We start from the raw sequence: 17,914 nt of genomic DNA, 5'->3' as shown, positions 1-17,914 counted from the left end.
AAGTGCTCCATTAACGCACTCTACTGATGGTTAAACCGTCTCTAATAGGCAGTAATACCGTTTCCAAACGCTCGTCTTCATTCAGGAGCTTATTATAAGCTAATAATACTTTCGTATCCTTGTCTTTAGGATCTAAGGGTTCTACTACCTTACCACTCCAAAGCACGTTGTCCGACAAAATAACCCCGCCCTTATTCATCAAAGGAATAATCATTTCCGCATAGTTCAAATAATTGGACTTATCCGCATCGATAAACACCAAATCAAACTTCGTGTTTAGGGTAGGAATGATATCCAAAGCAAAACCGATGTGTTGCTGAATTTGCTCGCTGTAATCAGATTTCTGAAAATACTTGTACTGTAGCTCTTCTAACTCCTCGTTTTTATCGAGTGTATGTAACACCCCACCTTCTTGTAAACCTTCCGCTAAACACAAAGCAGAATAGCCCGTATAAGTCCCTATTTCCAATATCGTTTTGGGTCTGATCAGTTTGGAAATCATAGAGAGCACCCTCCCCTGAAAAGCACCGCTCAACATACGCGGATTCAGTACCGTTTGCCACGTTTCTCGGGTTAACTGTCGCAGCAATTCTGGCTCAGATTGAGAGTGACGTACTGCGTATTCATCGATTGCTTCAGGTAAAAAGTGCATAATTTTATTTTTGGACAAAATTAAAAAAACGGAATTCATCTTTACAACAAATTCCGTTTCAATCTAACAAAAAATCAAAAAATGGTTTTTTTTGAAAAAACCTAAAAATATTGTTAACTAATTTCTTTTATCTTTTGTTTTAAAGCTAGTTTATCATCCTCTGATAAGCTAAACTTTTTAGATCTACATTCAACTGCTTGGTTTTTGTACACCTTGGTCAGAATTCCGTTCTGATGTGAGTACATCCTACATATTTTACAGACTAAAATATGCCAATTCAGTTTTAATTTCTCTACAAAAGAAGCCTCACCATACTGTGCTTTGTCACAGATGGTCGTCGCTTCATCACAAGTTATTTTAAAGCTTTTAAACATAATTTACTTATTAAACCAGTTCTTTTCCATACAATTTCTGAGCTGGGTTCTCGCTCTGTGAATGATAACCCATAAGTTGGACGGGGTAATATCGAGTTCCTTACAAATTTCTTCCGTTTCAAACTCCTGAATCGTTTTCATCCTAAAAACCATTCCGTATTTTTCTGGAAGCGCATCAATACATCGGTCAATTTGGCTTTTGAGTTCTTGATTCTCAATCTGCTGCTCCGCCTGATTATTCCACGACTGAGGCACGCGTTCTTCTAACCAACTTCCTTCATTGTCCCCACTGTCGTAAAAGTTTACTTTTACTTCAGCTTGTCCTTTTTTTGAATTTATTTTTCGATAGTAATCAATTACTTTACGCTTTAATATCGATACTAACCACGTTCTCTCTGTTGATTTCCCTTCAAAATTCTTAGCCGATTTCAATCCTGCAAAAAATGTTTCTTGCACTAAATCTTTTGCTATGGCCTCGTTATTTACCCTTACTACCGCGTAATTAAACAGGTAATCAGCGTACATATCTACCCATTTGTCAGGGGATAAACTATATTTATTTTCGTTTGGGTTCATTGTGCCAAATATACATTAATTTTTATTTAGCGCGACATAGTAAATTCTACTTAAGCCATTTGGCTGGTCGCCTAATACTTTTAAAAAAGTTTTCATAGAAATGGATTGGGAACGCTGCTTCCAAGGGGTGCTACGCGTCGATGTAAAATACAATCGTCCTGTTGCTGCGTCGTAAAAGGGACAGTAATCCGAATACTTAGAGTTAACTTCCGCTCCCAAATGCACTGCCGGTTGCCATACTCCGTCCTTTTTGATACTCCAGTACAAATCACCATTTCCTAAGTCTTCCTCACGACCATAAGACGTAAAAAACAGATTTTCTTCCGCAGGGTCAACATAGGCATTGTATTCGTATTTCTCCGAATTAATGGCCTTACCCAGAGAAAACGGTTTTTGATAGGCACCATTTTTCCATAGACTGCAATAAATATCTTCCTTTCCTTTCGTGTCTTCAGTATAGTTAGCCGTAAAATACAAGTTTCCACTGTTTGTAAGGACAGGATAAAACTCATCCCGATCCGTATTTATAGCATTCCCCAATCGTATGGGAGCAGACCACGGAGCTTTTGTATCAACGCGGTGGACATACCAAATGTCCATATCTTTTTTAATCCCCCCTCCTACTGCTCTATTCGATACAAAAAATAGGCGCAAGCCATCAGGGGATAGCGAAGGCTCCAAGTCTTTAAACTTTCCGGAAAAGGCAACGATTTCAGGTGATGACCAGCCCTCTTTTTCCAAGTGGCTACTGGCTATAAACGAAATGTCCTTTCGGTAACTCTCAACCGTAAAGTACAATTCATCCTTGCTTTGCGAGAATGATAAATCACGTACCATGGGCAAGTTGTTAAACAGCTCTTTCGCAAAGAGCACCGGACCTTGGGCCTGCACATTCATTACTAGCATGCACATCCCTATAAACCACAACTTCCTCATTAATTATCGTTTGATTGACACCCTTGACGCTTTCTCATATCTACCAAATAAATAATTTCCCAGCGGCCATTGTTATTAAATAACTGAAAAGAATTAGCGCCACAATGACTAAACTTACCATTAAAATAGAATTCATAAGGGGTCCAAACAGCAGCTAAATTACCGTCGATCTTAATGTCATATCGCAATAACTTTTCGAAATAAACGTCCTTGGGTTTTTTACTTGCAATTGCACGCAACAAACTCGTTCGCGATTGCGTTTTAAGTTGCTTCACTCCTGACTTATCCGTAAATGTCGTTTGAATCTTGATCTCTTTGTGCAAGGTTTTTGCAACGATGCTACTATCTCCTTTATGCAAACCTTCAAAAAAGCGTTCAATCGTATTCTTTATTTGCACTTCTTCTTTGTTCTCTTGTGCATGGCCAGCTAGCACCAACATCAGTGCTACAATTAGGGTACTTATTTTTTGCATAAAATTTGAGTTTGGTGAGCTAAATCTAATGAAATTATAACAGTAAAAAATATAATTAACAGAAGATTAACGGGGGAAATATCGATGGAATTTGACTATTTTTACCACACCCAAAATTCAAAAACTAATGTCAACAGCAAAAAAACAATATAAGAGAGTTACGGTAAAATCATTGGTAGAGATGAAAGCGAACAAGGAAAAGATTTCAATGCTTACCGCTTACGATTATACCATGGCCAAGATAGTAGATGGTGCCGGAATCGATGTAATTCTTGTAGGTGACTCTGCTTCAAACGTGATGGCTGGACACGAAACTACCTTACCAATCACACTCGATCAGATGATCTATCACGCGAGCTCGGTTATCAGAGCAATTCACAGGTGTTTGGTGGTGGTCGATTTACCTTTTGGAACCTATCAAGGAAACTCAAAAAACGCCTTAGATTCAGCCATTCGCATTATGAAAGAATCAGGAGGGCACGCTGTAAAACTCGAAGGAGGAAGTGAAATTGCAGAGTCGGTATCGCGAATTTTAACCGCGGGAATTCCTGTCATGGGACATTTAGGGCTCACTCCACAGTCTATTTATAAATTCGGAACCTATACGGTTCGCGCTAAAGAAGAAGCGGAAGCAGCTAAGCTTAAAGAAGATGCTAAGCTCTTAGAACAACTCGGGTGTTTTGCTTTAGTACTGGAAAAAGTACCCGCAAAACTCGCTCAGGAAGTCGCTGAAAGCTTAACCATTCCCGTGATCGGAATCGGTGCCGGTGGTGGTGTAGACGGGCAAGTTCTCGTTACCCATGATATGATTGGAATGACACACGAATTTAGCCCTCGTTTCCTTCGTAGATACTTAGACTTGTACGCCGAAATGACCAAAGCCTTCCAAAATTACATCAGCGATGTAAAATCATTGGATTTCCCGAATGAAAATGAACAATACTAAGCAGCGAACTGCAATGAAAGTTTTACATGTCGACAGCAACCACCCAGTACTCTTACAAGAACTCCGCGATTACGGATTTCAAAATGACGAAGCGTATCAAGAATCAAAAGAATCCATCATGGAACGCATTGCCGATTACGATGGACTCATTATTCGCAGTCGTTTTACCATAGACCCTACCTTTCTCGATTGCGCTACAAAACTCAAGTTTATAGGGCGCGTAGGTGCTGGTTTGGAAAATATAGATACAGACTATGCCGCTCAAAGAGGTATAACACTGATTTCAGCTCCTGAAGGGAATAGAAATGCCGTTGGTGAACACACCTTAGGGATGTTATTATCGCTGTTTAATAAGCTAAATAAAGCCGATAGAGAAGTCCGTAATGGGCAATGGCTACGCGAAGCAAACCGCGGTATTGAACTAGACGGAAAAACGGTGGGCATCATCGGGTACGGAAATATGGGAAAAGCTTTTGCTAAAAAACTCCGTGGTTTCGACGTAACTGTTCTGTGTTACGATATCAAAGCTGGTGTTGGTGATGAGAACGCTCAACAGGTGTCATTAGAAGCGCTTTTTCAAGCGACGGATGTTTTGAGTTTACACACTCCTCAAACTCCTCAAACCAAGCACATGATTTCTGAATCTTTTATACAGCGTTTTCAAAAACCATTTTGGCTACTGAACACCGCTCGCGGGAGTGCCGTAGTGACCTCTGATTTGGTTTCGGCCTTGCGCAAGGGGCAAATTTTAGGCGCCGGATTGGACGTGTTGGAATACGAAAAAAAGTCTTTTGAAAATTTATTTATCAAAGAAAGCATGCCACCGGCCTTCGATTACTTGGTCACTGCTGACAATGTGCTACTCAGCCCGCATGTAGCTGGATGGACCCATGAGAGTAATGTAAAGCTCGCTCAAACCATCGCCTCAAAAATCAAAGAAAAATTTTAGTAACTTGTAGCTTCCTAATTCACAACCCATGAAATACGAAGCTACAAGTCCAGAAGATTATATTTCACAAGTACCTTCGGAGCGACAAGCAGCGCTCCGTAAACTTCGTGAAACCATACGTACCAATTTACCTGAAGGATTCGAAGAAGGCATCCAATACGGGATGATTGGGTATTACGTTCCTCATAGCCGCTATCCTAAAGGATATCACTGTAATCCTAAGGAGCCACTGCCCTTTATGAACTTTGCCTCGCAAAAAAACTCTATAAACCTATACCACAGTGGCCTTTACGCGGTGCCAGAAATTCACGATTGGTTTGTAGACGCCTACCCCCAACACTGTAGTAGGAAACTAGATATGGGCAAGAGTTGTGTTCGATTCAAAAAAATTGATGACATTCCTTATGCACTTATAGGGGAGTTGGTTAGAAAACTCACTCCTGAACAGTGGATTACTATTTACGAAGAAAACCTCGCAAAACACAAAAAATGAAAAAAGGAAGAATAACAGGGATTGGAGGCGTCTTTTTTAAAACCGACGATCCAGCAACCACCAAAGCGTGGTATCAAAAACACCTCGGACTTCCGGTAGACGACTGGGGCTGTACGTTTTGGTGGCAAGATCATGCCGGAAACAAGGCTTCCACCCAATGGAGTCCTTTTCCTAAAAACACTGCGTACTTCGAACCTGGAAAGCAAGAATTCATGATCAATTATCGCGTTGAGCACCTCGAAGAACTCCTTGAAGATTTGCGTAGTCAAGGTGTACAGGTACTCGATAAGCGAGCGGAATACGAATATGGGAAATTTGCCTGGATACTAGATAACAACGGAACTAAAATTGAACTTTGGGAACCCAAAGACGAGGCATTTTTATAATATTTTACGTTATTTGTAAAAAGAAAATTTAAATGGAAATACTAGACAACAACGGGAATCCTATCCCACAACAGGAAAGTAAACGAATTTTAGCAGGAATAATGGGAATTCTTTTCGGATCCTTTGCCATTCACAAATTCATTTTAGGCTATACCAAGGAAGGCATTATTCAAATTGTTGCCAACATCTGCACCTGTGGTTTAGCAACGATCATTCCTTTTATCGAAGGAATCATCTATCTGTCAAAATCTGATCAAGAATTTATAGCGACCTATCAAAACAATCACAAAGGCTGGTTTTAAACTGAGCTTTCACCATACAAAAAGAGCAAGTTGCCCAAAACTTGCTCTTTTTTTATGACCGTTATTGATGTGTGTTAAGACACTTTTTGCAAGCGCAAATCACTCATGCGCTCTTCAAAAGTTGTTTGTTTAACCGGTGCTACCACCTGTTCAAAAAGTGACATCAATTCTTCTGAATGCTTATCAGCTGAAAGCTGTAACAAATTATAATACACAAAAGAACTCCACATCACGGCCTTGAGTTCCGTTTTATCTTCATTCCACATTTTAATTTCTACCAACAACTTCTTTTCGTTAAAGTGGATTAACTGAGTTGTTACCGTCACCGTTTCCATTAATAGGGCCGGTCGTACATAGGCAATCTGATGAGACGCCACCACCCAACTCCTTCCGGTTTTCTTCCCGTGAGCATATACGTCCAAATCGTAGTGCTGTAACACCTGGTCCTCACGCGCATTGATCAAATAATTAAAATACGCTGCGTTGTTTAAATGATTAAAAGGATCACAGTCTTGAAATCGTATTTTCGTCTTGCTTTCTAAAATTTTCTTCAATTCCATCGTTATTTCTTATTTTAAAATATACCAATCGGTATATTTATGATTAAAAAAATTTACTTCTTTAATTCTTTGTGAATCATATCGGTCATGGCTTGGGCAACTTCCGTCAAATAATTTTTATCCTTCATAATATAGGTCATGTACACTGCTCCCTCTATCATATAGAAAAAACGCCTTGCGTACAGCATGGCATCCGCTGATTCCACGACTACCCCTTCTTGAACACCACGTTCGATCAATGCGCTAAACTTGTCGAGAATTCGCTGGTTATAAGTTCGTACCAAATCTCCTATACCTGTTTTTTGATGTTCAGAATCCACTCCGATATTCAAAATCGGACATCCACCAAACTCTTTACTATACTCGTAGTAATCCAAGTAAAAATCAGCGATCTTTAACAACATTTCCAAAGAATTCTCTCCTTGGTTTACGACGGCGTTTAACTGCATAAAAAAGCGTCGAATAGAATACCTATAGGCTTCCATAGCCAATTCTTCTTTATTTCCGAAATGACCGTAAATAGCCCCTTTGGTTAAGCCGGTCGCTTCCGTAATTTTCGATAAACTCATGGCCGCATAGCCATTTTTATTAAAAATCGGCGCTACGGTCTCAATGATAAATGCTTTTGTTCTTGCTGCCTTCGACATTTGATTCAATTCCAGTCAAATATACAAAAATATACCACTTGGTATATTTTTTATTGACAATTTTTACACAACCCAATTAACAATACCTTGGCCTCCTCCACTTGAAAGTCCATAGCTTCCAATGCAGGAATGGCGACCTCAACGCAGGAAACTTCGCCACAACTGCGACATTGACGGTGCACGTGTTGATCGTGATGTGCCTCTTTAGAGCACTTCGAATGACACATGGCATAGTACATCGTCGCATCATTTCCCAAAACGGAATGAACCTCTCCTTCATCTTCTAACCGAGTCAATACACGATAAATAGTTGTTTTATTAAAGCGTTCCGAAAAATGATCGACTAATTCAACGGCACTAACCGCGGTACTTTTATTCCCCAAATAGGCACGAATTGCCTGTAACGAAGCTGTTTTTCTCATATTTCATCAAATTTTGTTCGTTCTTCAATAACAAAAATAACAAAAACTATTGGTAGCTACTCTAGGAAAATACTTCCACCTTAAAAAGAAAAGAGTGCCGTGGAAACGGCACTCTTCTAGACAATAAAAAAATTGATTAACTTCAAACCCAAACAAAGCTAATTCATAGGGAACATTGCCTTCTGCTATTACTTTTACACACTATAAAAGCAACTTAGTTGCAAATATATACATACTTATGAGATTTCCAAAGAATTAGAGCAAAAAAAAACGCATCTTTTTCAGATGCGCTTTTCTATACTTTTTAATGACTTACTTCGCCAAGGCTGCTTCTAAATCTCCCAAGAGATCCTCAATATCCTCTACACCAACACTCAAGCGAATTAACGAATCGGTAATTCCGATTTTTAAACGCTCTGGTTCAGGAATAGAAGCATGGGTCATCGTACTCGGATGGTTAACCAAACTTTCGACACCACCAAGTGACTCTGCCAAGGTAAATACCTTTGTATTTTCAAGGAAGGTAAAGGCCGCTTGCTGACTTTCATCTTTTAATCTAAAAGAGACCATTCCTCCAAAATCATCCATTTGTTTCTTAGCGATTTCGTGATTTGGATGTGATTCCAACCCTGGATAGTACACCTCAGCTACTTTCGGGTGGTTAACCAAATACGCTGCAACTGCTTTCCCGTTTTCACAGTGACGCTGCATGCGTAAGTGAAGTGTTTTTACACCTCTCAAAGCTAAAAATGAATCCATAGGTCCGGCTACTGCACCTCCTGCAAACTGAATAAAGTGCAACTCTTCAGCGAGTTCAGCATCTTTTACCATCAATGCTCCCATAACCAAATCAGAGTGCCCTCCGAGGTACTTGGTAGCTGAATGCATCACGATATCCGCTCCTAAATCAAGAGGACGTTGTAGATAAGGTGTTGCAAAGGTATTGTCTACTGCAACCATAATCTCCGAATTCACTGCCTTTACTGCCGCTGTTATTCCGGCAATATCCGCAATTTTCATCAACGGATTGGTAGGAGTTTCTAACCAAACTAATTTCGTTTTATCCGTAATTGCCTCGGTTACATTTTCAACGGAATTCATATCTACAAAAGTAAATTTCAATCCGTACTTACTAAATAAGCGGGTAAACATTCTGTAGGTACCCCCGTACAAATCATCACCTGTGACTACCTCATCTCCTGGATTTAACAAGCGCAATACACAATCTACGGCAGACAATCCCGAAGAAAAAGCGAACCCACGAGTTCCATTTTCAATTGCTGCAAAAGCATCTTCTAATGCTGTTCTTGTCGGATTTGCCGCTCTTGAATATTCGTATCCTTTGTGAACCCCTGGACTCGATTGAGCAAAAGTAGAGGTTTGAAATATTGGAGGCATTACGGAGCCAGTGGCTTCTTCGTGCTTTTGTCCTCCATGTATGGTTTTTGTATTAAATTTCATATCGTTCATTTAGTCTACAAATTTACAAAACATTACACCAACTTTCGCAAAGCCATAATCACACCGAGGTGGATTCCTTCGTGCAAATTATTAAAGGCTAAGGCTGTCTCTATAGAGTCCAACACAAAACCGGTGCTCGTTTCATAGGTAGTATACTCAGTAAAAATTCCGGCTTCAAAATCTTCTTGCAAGGTATCTGGCAATCCGAGTAATAAGTCCTTTACTTCCTCAAATGCTTCCTCTGTAAACGTTTCTGTTGGAGCCGTTCCTTTTCTGTAGTTTTCAATCAACTCATCAGGTACCAAACAAGCTAATCCCGATAATTTGTAATGTAACAACTGTTGTGTAACTACCAAGTGCGCTACATTCCAAGCGATGTTATTTTTAAATCCGGTTGGAATAACGTGTAACTGTTCTAATGTCAATCCATCGATTAAACGCAAAACGAGTTCTCTCGATTTTTTTAATACCTTAAATTGTGAATCCATTTTTCTGATTATTTTAGCTCAAATATATTATTTAAAGACTGATATAAAATGAAGAAAGTTTATTTTTTACAAACCTGCGACACTTGCAGAAGAATACTCAAAGAAGTACCCTTAGAAGGCTTTGAAAAACAAGAAATAAAATCGAACCCAATCACCGCTGATCAGTTGGAAGAAATGTATGCTATTAGCCAAAGTTACGAAGCCCTCTTTAACAAACGCGCGAAATTGTATCGCGAAATGGATTTAAAAAATCAAGCACTTACCGAAGAGGATTACAAACAGTACTTACTTGAACAGTATACCTTTTTAAAGCGCCCGGTATTCTTGGTAGATGGAAACATTTTTATTGGAAATAGCAAAAAGGTTATCGAAAATTTACAAAACGCCTTGTAATAAAAAAGAGAGCATCCTTTTACCGATACTCTCTTTCCTTTCATTCTCTGCCCTCTTTCTTCTTATTCTTCTATGATAAATTTCCCTTTGTATTTACGCTTGTTATCATCTGTGAGTTGATAGAAATACACACCTGGAGTTACTTTTGGTGAGTTGTACTCTATCGTTTTCCCATTGTTAACAGTTGGAAGGACGGCTCCAAATACTTGTCTTCCTAGCATATCATACACAGATAAACTTGCTTTATTTGCTGCTTGTGGCAACTGTATGAACGTAGTTTGGCTAAATGGATTCGGATAATTTACAACCGATGTTGCCTCTAATACTACCTCATCTGTTGATAAAGTTCCAGATGATTTGAATGCTAAGTTTTTGACATCATAAGCAAAGTTTACAGGGTTTGCATCTGTTCCTTTCACCGAGAACATCACCATTTTGATTTCATCAATGGTACCATTGTTTTTACCTCCCGGATTTTCGAACTTACTAAAATCAATGCTAATTAAGGTCTCATCGGAAGTTGCTGGTACGGTATACTTCCACCTGTTTTCCCACTTATCGAGATTTGGAATTACCAACGACACTTCAATTTCAACATTACTTTTCAAATTAAACTGAACGCTTTCAAACTGTTTTGTATTCATCGACAAATCTCCTGGTTTTGGATATCTGAACACATTAAACACGCCTTTCGTCTCCGCAGCTACCGCTACACTTCGCTCCATTTCATAAACATCCGTACTCAGGTCTTCTGTCTGTTCTAAAATTTCAAATTTATTCAATGTCACCTTCGCGGCATCATAATCCGATCCCCAAGTACCATCAGCGAGGTAAACATTATCTGCTGAGTTATTGTCTTTATTAATGATGGCAAAACCACCGTCAAACATAAATCCTGTATCCAACTCAACTGACTGATAAAAGGCTCCTGTCAATGGAATTGTTTGTTCCGAATTATTGTAAGCTGCTTGCTCTGATTTACGAATATTTGCGTTGATCGTTACCTGATTGGTTTTCGATTTATTGATAAAATCAATTTTCAATTTTTTATTTCTGTAGGTTGCTGAACTCACAAACACCGTCGGAATGTACTTGTCCACATCTGCATTGGATACGAGTGTCTTTTCATCTGCTAATTTCCCTGTAATATGACGCACCAAGTGCGCTACTTGTCCCATTGAATTCCCCCAAAGTTGGAAGTTGATGTAGTCACCTGCCGGATAATCACCAATATTCCACAAGCTATACAGCGTATTTTCAGAGGCTCCCTTCTTGATTGAGAAACTCACGGTGTATTCTATAGCGCCATTCGCTCTTTTGATGATCGAGAATATAACTCTGTGATTGTTGATCACTACAGGACGTACATCTTTGAGTATCGAACCATTTAAACGGTCACAAATATGTTTAGAATGATCGTAAATTCTAGCATCTGTTGTGGTTACCAAACCTGCTGAAACTCGTTCATTGTTGAGATAATAATCGACAGAAAATACATCTGTTGCGTTGGAATAGGCCGTAGGGTCAGAAGAGGTAGACACCAAGGCTTCTTCTACTTCGAACATTCCTTTTTCTGGGAAATAATTATCCAGTCCCATCCCACGTTGTGCGTAGCTCTTCAAAGCTGATTGTCTTGCTTTGGTACTCGCTTGTTTTTCGCTTGCTTTCAAACGAGAAATATTTTTCAACGCCATTTTACCTGTGAGGTCTCCTTTACTTTCAAACCCTCCAAGGTTGGCTGTATACACATCTGTCGATGTATCCGAGCTAATTACATTGGTCGTCGTGATATCACTGTAATTGGTTGCTGTAATATAATAAAGTGCATCGTTAAAGTCATGATCACACCATGAATGCTCTCTGTTGATATCTTCAAATCCCAGAATTACCAACTCGTGATCGTCATCTTTGATCAGCACATTGTGGTGTCTTTTAGAGATGTCACTTTCTGGATTAAAATTCGGATTCGAAAATAGACGCCAGTACCCGTTGGTAACTCGACTTCCATTCCACCCGTTCGCCAAAACCACAAAACCAATACCAGTACCTGCATCAAAGGTTCCGAGTTTTACCTTATCACCAGCCTGCAATCCTCCTCCACTTCCGAGTTTAGAATTGTTTGGAAAGATAATCGTAATATCTTCTGCTTCTGGAGCCGTTGTTGGCGGATTATTAAGATCGTAAGTATAAAAACCAATCACATTTCGAAAACCAGCTCCTTCGTCAACGAAGGTCATGAATACATCTGTTTGTTGCGTTACAAAAATATCACTGTCGTAACCTGAAGTAATATAATGTGGATTATAACTGGGAACCTGAAAGGTTTCGGGTAATGCATTGTTAATAAGTTCGAGCGTTTCTATTGAAACGTTGTCACCTGGACTTTCCAAGTAATCTGGAGTACCGTTGGAACTGTAAGTTCCAAGGTAATTAAAGTTTTGAGCGGGGACAGCCCAGAAACTTAATATAAGAATGATTGAGAATAGAGTTGTTTTCATAATACACGGTTTTGATAATTTCAAAATTACAAGGACAACACTATTTAACTCATTGATTTTCGGTGAATTGCAGTTTTCTGTCGATAAACTGATTAAAATTCGTGTTATCCAGACAAAACACTGATAATCAACACTCAACAACTTTTAACAAAACACTACAAAATCATAACTTTATTGTATAAAATTGAGAAAATACACTCCTTAGCGCGCTTTTAGAATGCCTCTCGGCACTACAACGAAAATACCTGAGGTATTCCCCTAACTATTAGAACTGTTATTAACAACACCTCCTCTCCAACACGACAGTTTTCAGTATACTCTAATAGCTGCTCTGCCATGTTTTAAAAAAAAAGTTGAGAATTTAAACACTAGATTACTTTCTATCAATAATCAAATAGAGACCTGAATACACCGAACGAACCATCATTAAAAAAGTAGCAAAAGCTGGATTTCATATGAATTCTAAGATTAATGGCATTGCTCTTGAAAAATTCAAAAAATTGACAGGCACTGGTATTCATGGAAATCACCCAGCTTATGATACCTTTGTTCAGAAAAAATTAGATGAATTCGTTCGAAAAAAACCTAACTTTTCACCAGAAAAATCAATGGAATTTTTAGAAATACAGCTTATTCCTCAATTATTACGATATATTGATTTAGCAAAAAACTCAGGATTAAATCTAAATGAATTTTTTAAAAATTTGATATAATGAACTATTATACCATCGACTGGGATTACAGCAATTTAACCGTTATTGGACATTATCCACAAACTACATTCAAAAAGGGGTATGATCCTTCCTTACCTAATGGATTTTGGCAAATTAACCCAAATGAATTCCCTAATTTTTCGCCACACTTAGAACTGACCATACATAAAAAAGCAAATCCCACAGACTTTATTCAACGAAATGTTAACTTTGGAATGATTATTAGTAAAAATTTTAAACGTATTCTCTGTCAATTTAATCTTCCTCCCTACAAGTTGTACCCTATATGTGTTTTCCACAAAGGGAAACAACTTGAATACTATTGGTTTCATTTTATTGTAACATCTTTCTTCTCACAACTGGATAAAACAATATCAAAAGCATCAATATACAACATAAAAAAAATACCCAATGAACCCGTTTCAAATATTGACCTGTCATTAGATCTTGAACAACTAAAGGAAATAGATGCATCACTTCCTTGGTATCAAGAAATCAAATGGGAGCAGTTATCATTTACCAACTCATTTCCCCAGTACGACGTTTACGAAACACAGTTATTTGATTTCAACACACTTATTAGCGAACGATTACTCTCCACCCTACTAAATGAAGGAATGACTGGATTTACTTATAAACTTTATGATAAAATACGATGATTTAAACCTTTAAATAACTATAAATAAACCCATTAAGACACATTATTAATTCTACGAAGTGCTGTACCTAGCATTCTTCGCAATCTATAATTTCTCTTTGCCGATGTACATTGTAACGGTGGTTTCACTTTACTGACACAAAAAACTAGTCTTTTCAGAAAAGTGAAACCGCTCGATGCAATTTCAAAGTTCTGCATGGGAAATAATACTGAGCCAAACAAATCGAAGAACTAATAAGAAACTAACTCAAAATTTCCTATACTCAGCTATTTTGATAATAATAGCATAAATATTTCAGTGGAATCTTTCAACGCTAAAATCAACGTTTTTAGAGTACAATTTAGAGGGGAAAAATGTAGTTTTCTTCCTTTACTGATTAAAACTGGTTTTTGCGTAACCGCAACATTTAGGAATGATCCAAAACAAAATCAGCAATTTCTAAAACACAAAAAAAGCTTCGAAATCTACTGATTAAGAAGCTTTTTTGTTGGCCTACAAGGACTCGAACCTTGAATATCGGTACCAAAAACCGGTGTGTTACCATTACACCATAGGCCAATGTAAAGTATTTTTTGCTTTGAGCAACCTTACAATTCTCGTACAAAGATACAAAAAAAATTGTTGGCCTACAAGGACTCGAACCTTGAATATCGGTACCAAAAACCGGTGTGTTACCATTACACCATAGGCCAATTGCTCATTGCGGGTGCAAATATAACATCTATTTTTATTTTGACAAATTTTTTTTGACTTTTTTCTTTTAACAGAACTTTATTCTGCTGTTGTTTTTCAAAATTATATTTTTGTTTTACCTAAAAAACGCTAGTAATTAGTACATTCGCGATAACTTATTTTTAAAAAATTATATGAACGATTTCAACTATAAAAAATGGAACTTACTTCTCGGATGGGTGACATTTGCCGTGGCCTTAGTGACTTATACATTGACCTTAGAACCCACGGTTAGTTCTTGGGATTGTGGAGAATACATCTCAACAGCTGTAAACTTAGAAGTAGGACACCCTCCTGGAGCCCCGCTTTTTCAAATGCTTGGAGCTTTCTTTGCGATGTTTACCAACGACCCTAGCAATTGGGCATATATGGTGAACTTTATGTCAGGGCTCGCCAGTGCTTTTACCATTTTATTTATGTTTTGGACCATTACCAATTTGGCAAAACGCATGGTAAGCAAAGAAGCAAACCTCACAGCAGATCAAGGCATTGCCGTTCTCGGAAGTGGTGTTGTGGGAGCCTTAGCTTATACTTTTTCAGATAGCTTTTGGTTTAGTGCCGTAGAAGGAGAAGTATACGCCATGTCGTCGTTTTTAATGGCCTTATTATTTTGGTTAGGCCTCAAATGGGAAGCGGATCTATCTACTCCTCGAGGAAATAAATGGCTCGTTTTAATCAGTTTTGTCGTCGGACTTTCGTTTGGAGTGCACATTTTATCGCTCTTGGTAATTCCGGCCATTGTAATGCTGTACTTCTTTAAAACCTATAAAAACATCACACTGAAAACCACCGCAATAGCAACGGTGATAGCTATTTTTGTTTTGGCTTTTGTGTTTAAACTCTTATTCCCTTACACGCTGAAATTCTTTAGTGTTTCGGAATTGTTCTTTGTGAATTCTTTTGGCTTGCCTTATAACTCAGGAACTATCATTGCAGGAATCGTCTTAGTCATTTTATTTATTGTCGGCCTGCGACGCACTCGTGAAAAAGGAATGGTTACTGCCAACACCCTTATTTTGTCGATCTTATTCATCATGATTGGATTTTCTTCTTGGTTAATGTTACCTATTAGAGCCAATGCAGATACTATTATCAACGAAAATAATCCTTCAAGTGCTCGTGAATTACTGGCCTATTACAACCGTGAGCAATACGGTGATGCCAATGTTTTTTACGACAAGTACTATTCTTATGCGTACCGTCAGGAGAAGGACGCGGCAAATCCATTGCGCGATGACAAACCTAAATACGAAAAGAAAGACGGAAAATACGTTATTGTAAACAAGTACAAAAACGTACTTCCTAACTACTCCAATAAACACAAAGGGTTTATGCCTCGTATGGTGAACCCAGCTTCAGAGAAACAATACAAAGAAATTGCCGGTATTCCAGCCCGCAGTACACGACGTCCAACTTTTGCTGAGAACATGCGCTTTATGCTGAGTTATCAGTTCGGATACATGTACGGGCGTTATTTTATGTGGAATTTTGTAGGTCGTCAAAACGACATTCAAGGCCACCTCGACATGGAAAATGGGAATTGGTTAAGTGGAATCACTCCTATTGACGAGTTCTTTTTAGGTTCGCAACAACACCTCCCTGATCATATTAAGAATAACAAAGGGCGAAATACCTATTTCTTCTTACCGCTAATCTTAGGAATCATAGGACTATTCTACCAAGCTCGAAAAGATCTAAACAACTTATACATCTTGGGGCTCTTTTTCGCCTTTACTGGATTTGCGATTATTTTCTATACCAACCCCAAACCCTTTGAACCTCGCGAACGCGATTACGCCGTGGTAGGCTCGTTCTACGTATTTGCTATTTGGATTGGATTTGGTGTTTTGTCACTTTATAATTTCTTTAAAGAATACGGAAATAAACGCAGTATTGCCATCGCTGTATCTGCCATTTCCTTACTGGCAGTGCCAGTACTTATGGGCTTCCAAAACTGGGATGACCACGATCGTTCCGATCGCTATATTGCACAATTAAACGCGCAAACTTATTTGGAAAGCTGTGACCCTAATGCCATCATCTTTACCATTGGTGACAACGATACGTTCCCGCTGTGGTATATGCAACAAATTGAGGGCGTTCGACGCGATATCAAAATTGTCAACACCAGTTTGTTTCAAACGGATTGGTATATTGACCAAATGAAGAAGAAAACCTACGAGGCCGCACCTATTCCTTCTCGTTTAAAACACGATCAGTACAAATACGGTACGCTTGATGTAGCTTATCACATCCCGCACCCTCGCTATAAAGATTCCATTATGTCGCTAAACGATTTTATGCGTTGGATAGAGCACGACAGCGATGTAACTTACTATATTGACGAAGAAAATGATATCAGGGAAAAGTACTACCCTACAAATAAAATCCGTATCCCTGTCAATAAAGCCAATGCCATTAAATCAGGTATCGTTCGTCCAGAGGATGCTGATAAGATGGTAGACTACATCGACATTACCATCGATGAGCAAGCCATCACCAAGAACCGTATACTCATGCTAGACATCTTGAATAATTTTAACTGGGAACGTCCAATCTACTTTACAGGAGGTGCTAGCGCAGAGGATGAATACATCTGGTTAAAAGATTATTTACAGCTAGATGGAATGGCCTATAAGTTCGTTCCTATCAAAACATCCAACAAAGGAAAATCCATGCTCGAGATGGGACGTATCAATCCAGAACGCATGTATGAAAGCGTTAAAAAGTGGGATTGGAAAACCATCAATAACGGTGCTATTTACATCGATGAGCAGAGCAAGCGAAACGCCATTTCTATTCGTAGTAATCTCATCCGTTTGTCAGAGGCCTTTTTAAATAAGAAAGATTCGGCAAAAGCTAAAGATGTGTTGGATTTATCGCTGTATAAGTTGCCTATAGAAGATTTTGGACACTTCAGTTTATCACTTGGGTATCCTGAGTTATACTACAAGATTGGCGATCAGGATTCGGCACGTAAAACTGCGGAGACCCTGTTAAAAATCATCAAGCAAAACTTGGAATACTACTATACTTTCAACGAACACGATTTCTGGATGGTCAATGAAAATACGAGTACGAATTTGTACATGTTCCAAGAATTATTACAACAGATCGACAAATACGATACTGACGACGAATACAAATCAAAACTACTTCGCGAATACTTCAAGTACTACCAACTTTTTAGACCGATACCGGATCAAGAGATGCTAGAAAAAATGAACGAAGCAGATAGTATTAAGCCTTAGTGA

The 17,914-nt window shown here is 38.6% G+C and carries 20 protein-coding genes and 2 tRNA genes; 9 read left to right on the top strand and 13 right to left on the bottom strand.

Going from position 1 to position 17,914, the window contains the following annotated elements; translation table 11 throughout:
* Positions 1 to 10: 10 nt before the first annotated feature.
* The 5 genes from ACXAG7_RS11690 to ACXAG7_RS11670 form a co-directional block, all read right to left on the bottom strand.
* Positions 11 to 652 carry an O-methyltransferase gene (locus ACXAG7_RS11690; protein WP_476666882.1) on the bottom strand — a complete coding sequence of 214 codons (642 nt, stop codon included), beginning with the start codon at positions 650 to 652 and terminating at the stop codon, positions 11 to 13.
* A 113-nt stretch (positions 653 to 765) separates the two neighbouring features.
* Complete coding sequence (locus tag ACXAG7_RS11685) at positions 766 to 1,026, bottom strand: hypothetical protein (RefSeq protein ID WP_408045364.1); 261 nt, start codon at positions 1,024 to 1,026, stop codon at positions 766 to 768.
* 3 nt (positions 1,027 to 1,029) lie between these two features.
* On the bottom strand, positions 1,030 to 1,602 hold the full coding sequence (locus ACXAG7_RS11680) for a sigma-70 family RNA polymerase sigma factor (RefSeq protein ID WP_408045365.1): 573 nt from the start codon (positions 1,600 to 1,602) through the stop codon (positions 1,030 to 1,032).
* Between the two features lie 15 nt (positions 1,603 to 1,617).
* A complete protein-coding gene (locus ACXAG7_RS11675) occupies positions 1,618 to 2,538 on the bottom strand; it encodes a TolB-like translocation protein (protein ID WP_476666881.1) in 921 nt (306 codons plus the stop codon).
* Positions 2,538 to 3,011: a nuclear transport factor 2 family protein gene (locus ACXAG7_RS11670; RefSeq protein ID WP_408045367.1), complete on the bottom strand. Its 474-nt coding sequence runs from the start codon at positions 3,009 to 3,011 to the stop codon at positions 2,538 to 2,540. The genes ACXAG7_RS11675 and ACXAG7_RS11670 overlap by 1 nt, the downstream gene beginning before the upstream one ends.
* A 127-nt stretch (positions 3,012 to 3,138) precedes the next feature.
* On the opposite strand from ACXAG7_RS11670, the gene panB reads away from it, so the two are divergent.
* The 5 genes from panB to ACXAG7_RS11645 are packed head-to-tail and all read left to right on the top strand — an operon-like array spanning position 3,139 to position 6,087.
* Positions 3,139 to 3,957: a 3-methyl-2-oxobutanoate hydroxymethyltransferase gene (panB, locus tag ACXAG7_RS11665; protein WP_408045368.1), complete on the top strand. Its 819-nt coding sequence runs from the start codon at positions 3,139 to 3,141 to the stop codon at positions 3,955 to 3,957.
* Between the two features lie 13 nt (positions 3,958 to 3,970).
* The gene (locus ACXAG7_RS11660; RefSeq protein ID WP_408045369.1) at positions 3,971 to 4,906 is read left to right on the top strand and encodes a 2-hydroxyacid dehydrogenase; all 936 of its coding nucleotides are present in this window, start codon (positions 3,971 to 3,973) and stop codon (positions 4,904 to 4,906) included.
* 28 nt (positions 4,907 to 4,934) lie between these two features.
* A complete protein-coding gene (locus ACXAG7_RS11655) occupies positions 4,935 to 5,399 on the top strand; it encodes a DUF1801 domain-containing protein (protein ID WP_476666880.1) in 465 nt (154 codons plus the stop codon).
* On the top strand, positions 5,396 to 5,785 hold the full coding sequence (locus tag ACXAG7_RS11650) for a VOC family protein (RefSeq protein ID WP_408045371.1): 390 nt from the start codon (positions 5,396 to 5,398) through the stop codon (positions 5,783 to 5,785). The genes ACXAG7_RS11655 and ACXAG7_RS11650 overlap by 4 nt, the downstream gene beginning before the upstream one ends.
* Positions 5,786 to 5,817: 32 nt before the next feature.
* A complete protein-coding gene (locus ACXAG7_RS11645) occupies positions 5,818 to 6,087 on the top strand; it encodes a TM2 domain-containing protein (RefSeq protein ID WP_476666879.1) in 270 nt (89 codons plus the stop codon).
* A gap of 74 nt (positions 6,088 to 6,161) precedes the next feature.
* Here ACXAG7_RS11645 and ACXAG7_RS11640 read toward each other — a convergent pair whose 3' ends face one another.
* The 5 genes from ACXAG7_RS11640 to ACXAG7_RS11620 all read right to left on the bottom strand — a co-directional run bounded on the left by ACXAG7_RS11640 (position 6,162) and on the right by ACXAG7_RS11620 (position 9,665).
* A complete protein-coding gene (locus tag ACXAG7_RS11640; protein ID WP_408045373.1) occupies positions 6,162 to 6,647 on the bottom strand; it encodes an acyl-CoA thioesterase in 486 nt (161 codons plus the stop codon).
* Positions 6,648 to 6,700: 53 nt separating this feature from the next.
* Entirely contained in the window at positions 6,701 to 7,294 is a 594-nt protein-coding gene (locus tag ACXAG7_RS11635) for a TetR/AcrR family transcriptional regulator (protein WP_408045374.1), read from the bottom strand.
* A gap of 50 nt (positions 7,295 to 7,344) precedes the next feature.
* Positions 7,345 to 7,716, bottom strand: coding sequence for a Fur family transcriptional regulator (locus ACXAG7_RS11630; RefSeq protein WP_408045375.1), 372 nt, complete (start codon positions 7,714 to 7,716; stop codon positions 7,345 to 7,347).
* Positions 7,717 to 8,028: 312 nt separating this feature from the next.
* On the bottom strand, positions 8,029 to 9,177 hold the full coding sequence (locus ACXAG7_RS11625) for a cystathionine gamma-synthase (RefSeq protein WP_476666878.1): 1,149 nt from the start codon (positions 9,175 to 9,177) through the stop codon (positions 8,029 to 8,031).
* Positions 9,178 to 9,209: 32 nt separating this feature from the next.
* A complete protein-coding gene (locus tag ACXAG7_RS11620) occupies positions 9,210 to 9,665 on the bottom strand; it encodes a DinB family protein (protein WP_408045377.1) in 456 nt (151 codons plus the stop codon).
* 48 nt (positions 9,666 to 9,713) lie between these two features.
* On the opposite strand from ACXAG7_RS11620, the gene ACXAG7_RS11615 reads away from it, so the two are divergent.
* Positions 9,714 to 10,058, top strand: coding sequence for an arsenate reductase family protein (locus tag ACXAG7_RS11615; protein WP_408045378.1), 345 nt, complete (start codon positions 9,714 to 9,716; stop codon positions 10,056 to 10,058).
* 62 nt (positions 10,059 to 10,120) lie between these two features.
* Here the strand turns inward: ACXAG7_RS11615 and ACXAG7_RS11610 are convergent, their stop codons facing one another.
* Entirely contained in the window at positions 10,121 to 12,556 is a 2,436-nt protein-coding gene (locus ACXAG7_RS11610; protein ID WP_476666877.1) for a DUF4114 domain-containing protein, read from the bottom strand.
* A gap of 455 nt (positions 12,557 to 13,011) precedes the next feature.
* Here ACXAG7_RS11610 and ACXAG7_RS11605 point away from each other — a divergent pair, with 455 nt between their 5' ends.
* Together ACXAG7_RS11605 and ACXAG7_RS11600 are read left to right on the top strand one after the other, a co-directional pair.
* A complete protein-coding gene (locus tag ACXAG7_RS11605) occupies positions 13,012 to 13,269 on the top strand; it encodes a hypothetical protein (protein ID WP_408045380.1) in 258 nt (85 codons plus the stop codon).
* Positions 13,269 to 13,928 carry a hypothetical protein gene (locus ACXAG7_RS11600; RefSeq protein ID WP_476666876.1) on the top strand — a complete coding sequence of 220 codons (660 nt, stop codon included), beginning with the start codon at positions 13,269 to 13,271 and terminating at the stop codon, positions 13,926 to 13,928. Before ACXAG7_RS11605 ends, ACXAG7_RS11600 begins: the two co-directional genes overlap by 1 nt.
* A gap of 487 nt (positions 13,929 to 14,415) precedes the next feature.
* Here ACXAG7_RS11600 and ACXAG7_RS11595 read toward each other — a convergent pair.
* Positions 14,416 to 14,486: transfer RNA gene (locus ACXAG7_RS11595), tRNA-Gln, on the bottom strand.
* A gap of 63 nt (positions 14,487 to 14,549) precedes the next feature.
* Positions 14,550 to 14,620: transfer RNA gene (locus ACXAG7_RS11590), tRNA-Gln, on the bottom strand.
* Between the two features lie 174 nt (positions 14,621 to 14,794).
* Here ACXAG7_RS11590 and ACXAG7_RS11585 point away from each other — a divergent pair.
* On the top strand, positions 14,795 to 17,911 hold the full coding sequence (locus ACXAG7_RS11585) for a glycosyltransferase family 117 protein (RefSeq protein ID WP_476666875.1): 3,117 nt from the start codon (positions 14,795 to 14,797) through the stop codon (positions 17,909 to 17,911).
* Positions 17,912 to 17,914 lie beyond the last annotated feature (3 nt).

The sequence above is a fragment of the Tenacibaculum sp. AWR4_210 genome, from assembly GCF_056160945.1.
This window is presented reverse-complemented; position numbering and strand designations above follow the sequence as displayed.

Excerpts from the sequence above, each read along its gene's own strand:
- ACXAG7_RS11690 (WP_476666882.1), bottom strand. The coding sequence starts at position 652 with ATGCACTTTTTACCTGAAGCAATCGATGAATACGCAGTACGTCACTCT.
- ACXAG7_RS11685 (WP_408045364.1), bottom strand. The coding sequence starts at position 1,026 with ATGTTTAAAAGCTTTAAAATAACTTGTGATGAAGCGACGACCATCTGT.
- ACXAG7_RS11680 (WP_408045365.1), bottom strand. The coding sequence starts at position 1,602 with ATGAACCCAAACGAAAATAAATATAGTTTATCCCCTGACAAATGGGTA.
- ACXAG7_RS11675 (WP_476666881.1), bottom strand. The coding sequence starts at position 2,538 with ATGAGGAAGTTGTGGTTTATAGGGATGTGCATGCTAGTAATGAATGTG.
- ACXAG7_RS11670 (WP_408045367.1), bottom strand. The coding sequence starts at position 3,011 with ATGCAAAAAATAAGTACCCTAATTGTAGCACTGATGTTGGTGCTAGCT.
- panB (WP_408045368.1), top strand. The coding sequence starts at position 3,139 with ATGTCAACAGCAAAAAAACAATATAAGAGAGTTACGGTAAAATCATTG.
- ACXAG7_RS11660 (WP_408045369.1), top strand. The coding sequence starts at position 3,971 with ATGAAAGTTTTACATGTCGACAGCAACCACCCAGTACTCTTACAAGAA.
- ACXAG7_RS11655 (WP_476666880.1), top strand. The coding sequence starts at position 4,935 with ATGAAATACGAAGCTACAAGTCCAGAAGATTATATTTCACAAGTACCT.
- ACXAG7_RS11650 (WP_408045371.1), top strand. The coding sequence starts at position 5,396 with ATGAAAAAAGGAAGAATAACAGGGATTGGAGGCGTCTTTTTTAAAACC.
- ACXAG7_RS11645 (WP_476666879.1), top strand. The coding sequence starts at position 5,818 with ATGGAAATACTAGACAACAACGGGAATCCTATCCCACAACAGGAAAGT.
- ACXAG7_RS11640 (WP_408045373.1), bottom strand. The coding sequence starts at position 6,647 with ATGGAATTGAAGAAAATTTTAGAAAGCAAGACGAAAATACGATTTCAA.
- ACXAG7_RS11635 (WP_408045374.1), bottom strand. The coding sequence starts at position 7,294 with ATGTCGAAGGCAGCAAGAACAAAAGCATTTATCATTGAGACCGTAGCG.
- ACXAG7_RS11630 (WP_408045375.1), bottom strand. The coding sequence starts at position 7,716 with ATGAGAAAAACAGCTTCGTTACAGGCAATTCGTGCCTATTTGGGGAAT.
- ACXAG7_RS11625 (WP_476666878.1), bottom strand. The coding sequence starts at position 9,177 with ATGAAATTTAATACAAAAACCATACATGGAGGACAAAAGCACGAAGAA.
- ACXAG7_RS11620 (WP_408045377.1), bottom strand. The coding sequence starts at position 9,665 with ATGGATTCACAATTTAAGGTATTAAAAAAATCGAGAGAACTCGTTTTG.
- ACXAG7_RS11615 (WP_408045378.1), top strand. The coding sequence starts at position 9,714 with ATGAAGAAAGTTTATTTTTTACAAACCTGCGACACTTGCAGAAGAATA.
- ACXAG7_RS11610 (WP_476666877.1), bottom strand. The coding sequence starts at position 12,556 with ATGAAAACAACTCTATTCTCAATCATTCTTATATTAAGTTTCTGGGCT.
- ACXAG7_RS11605 (WP_408045380.1), top strand. The coding sequence starts at position 13,012 with ATGAATTCTAAGATTAATGGCATTGCTCTTGAAAAATTCAAAAAATTG.
- ACXAG7_RS11600 (WP_476666876.1), top strand. The coding sequence starts at position 13,269 with ATGAACTATTATACCATCGACTGGGATTACAGCAATTTAACCGTTATT.
- ACXAG7_RS11585 (WP_476666875.1), top strand. The coding sequence starts at position 14,795 with ATGAACGATTTCAACTATAAAAAATGGAACTTACTTCTCGGATGGGTG.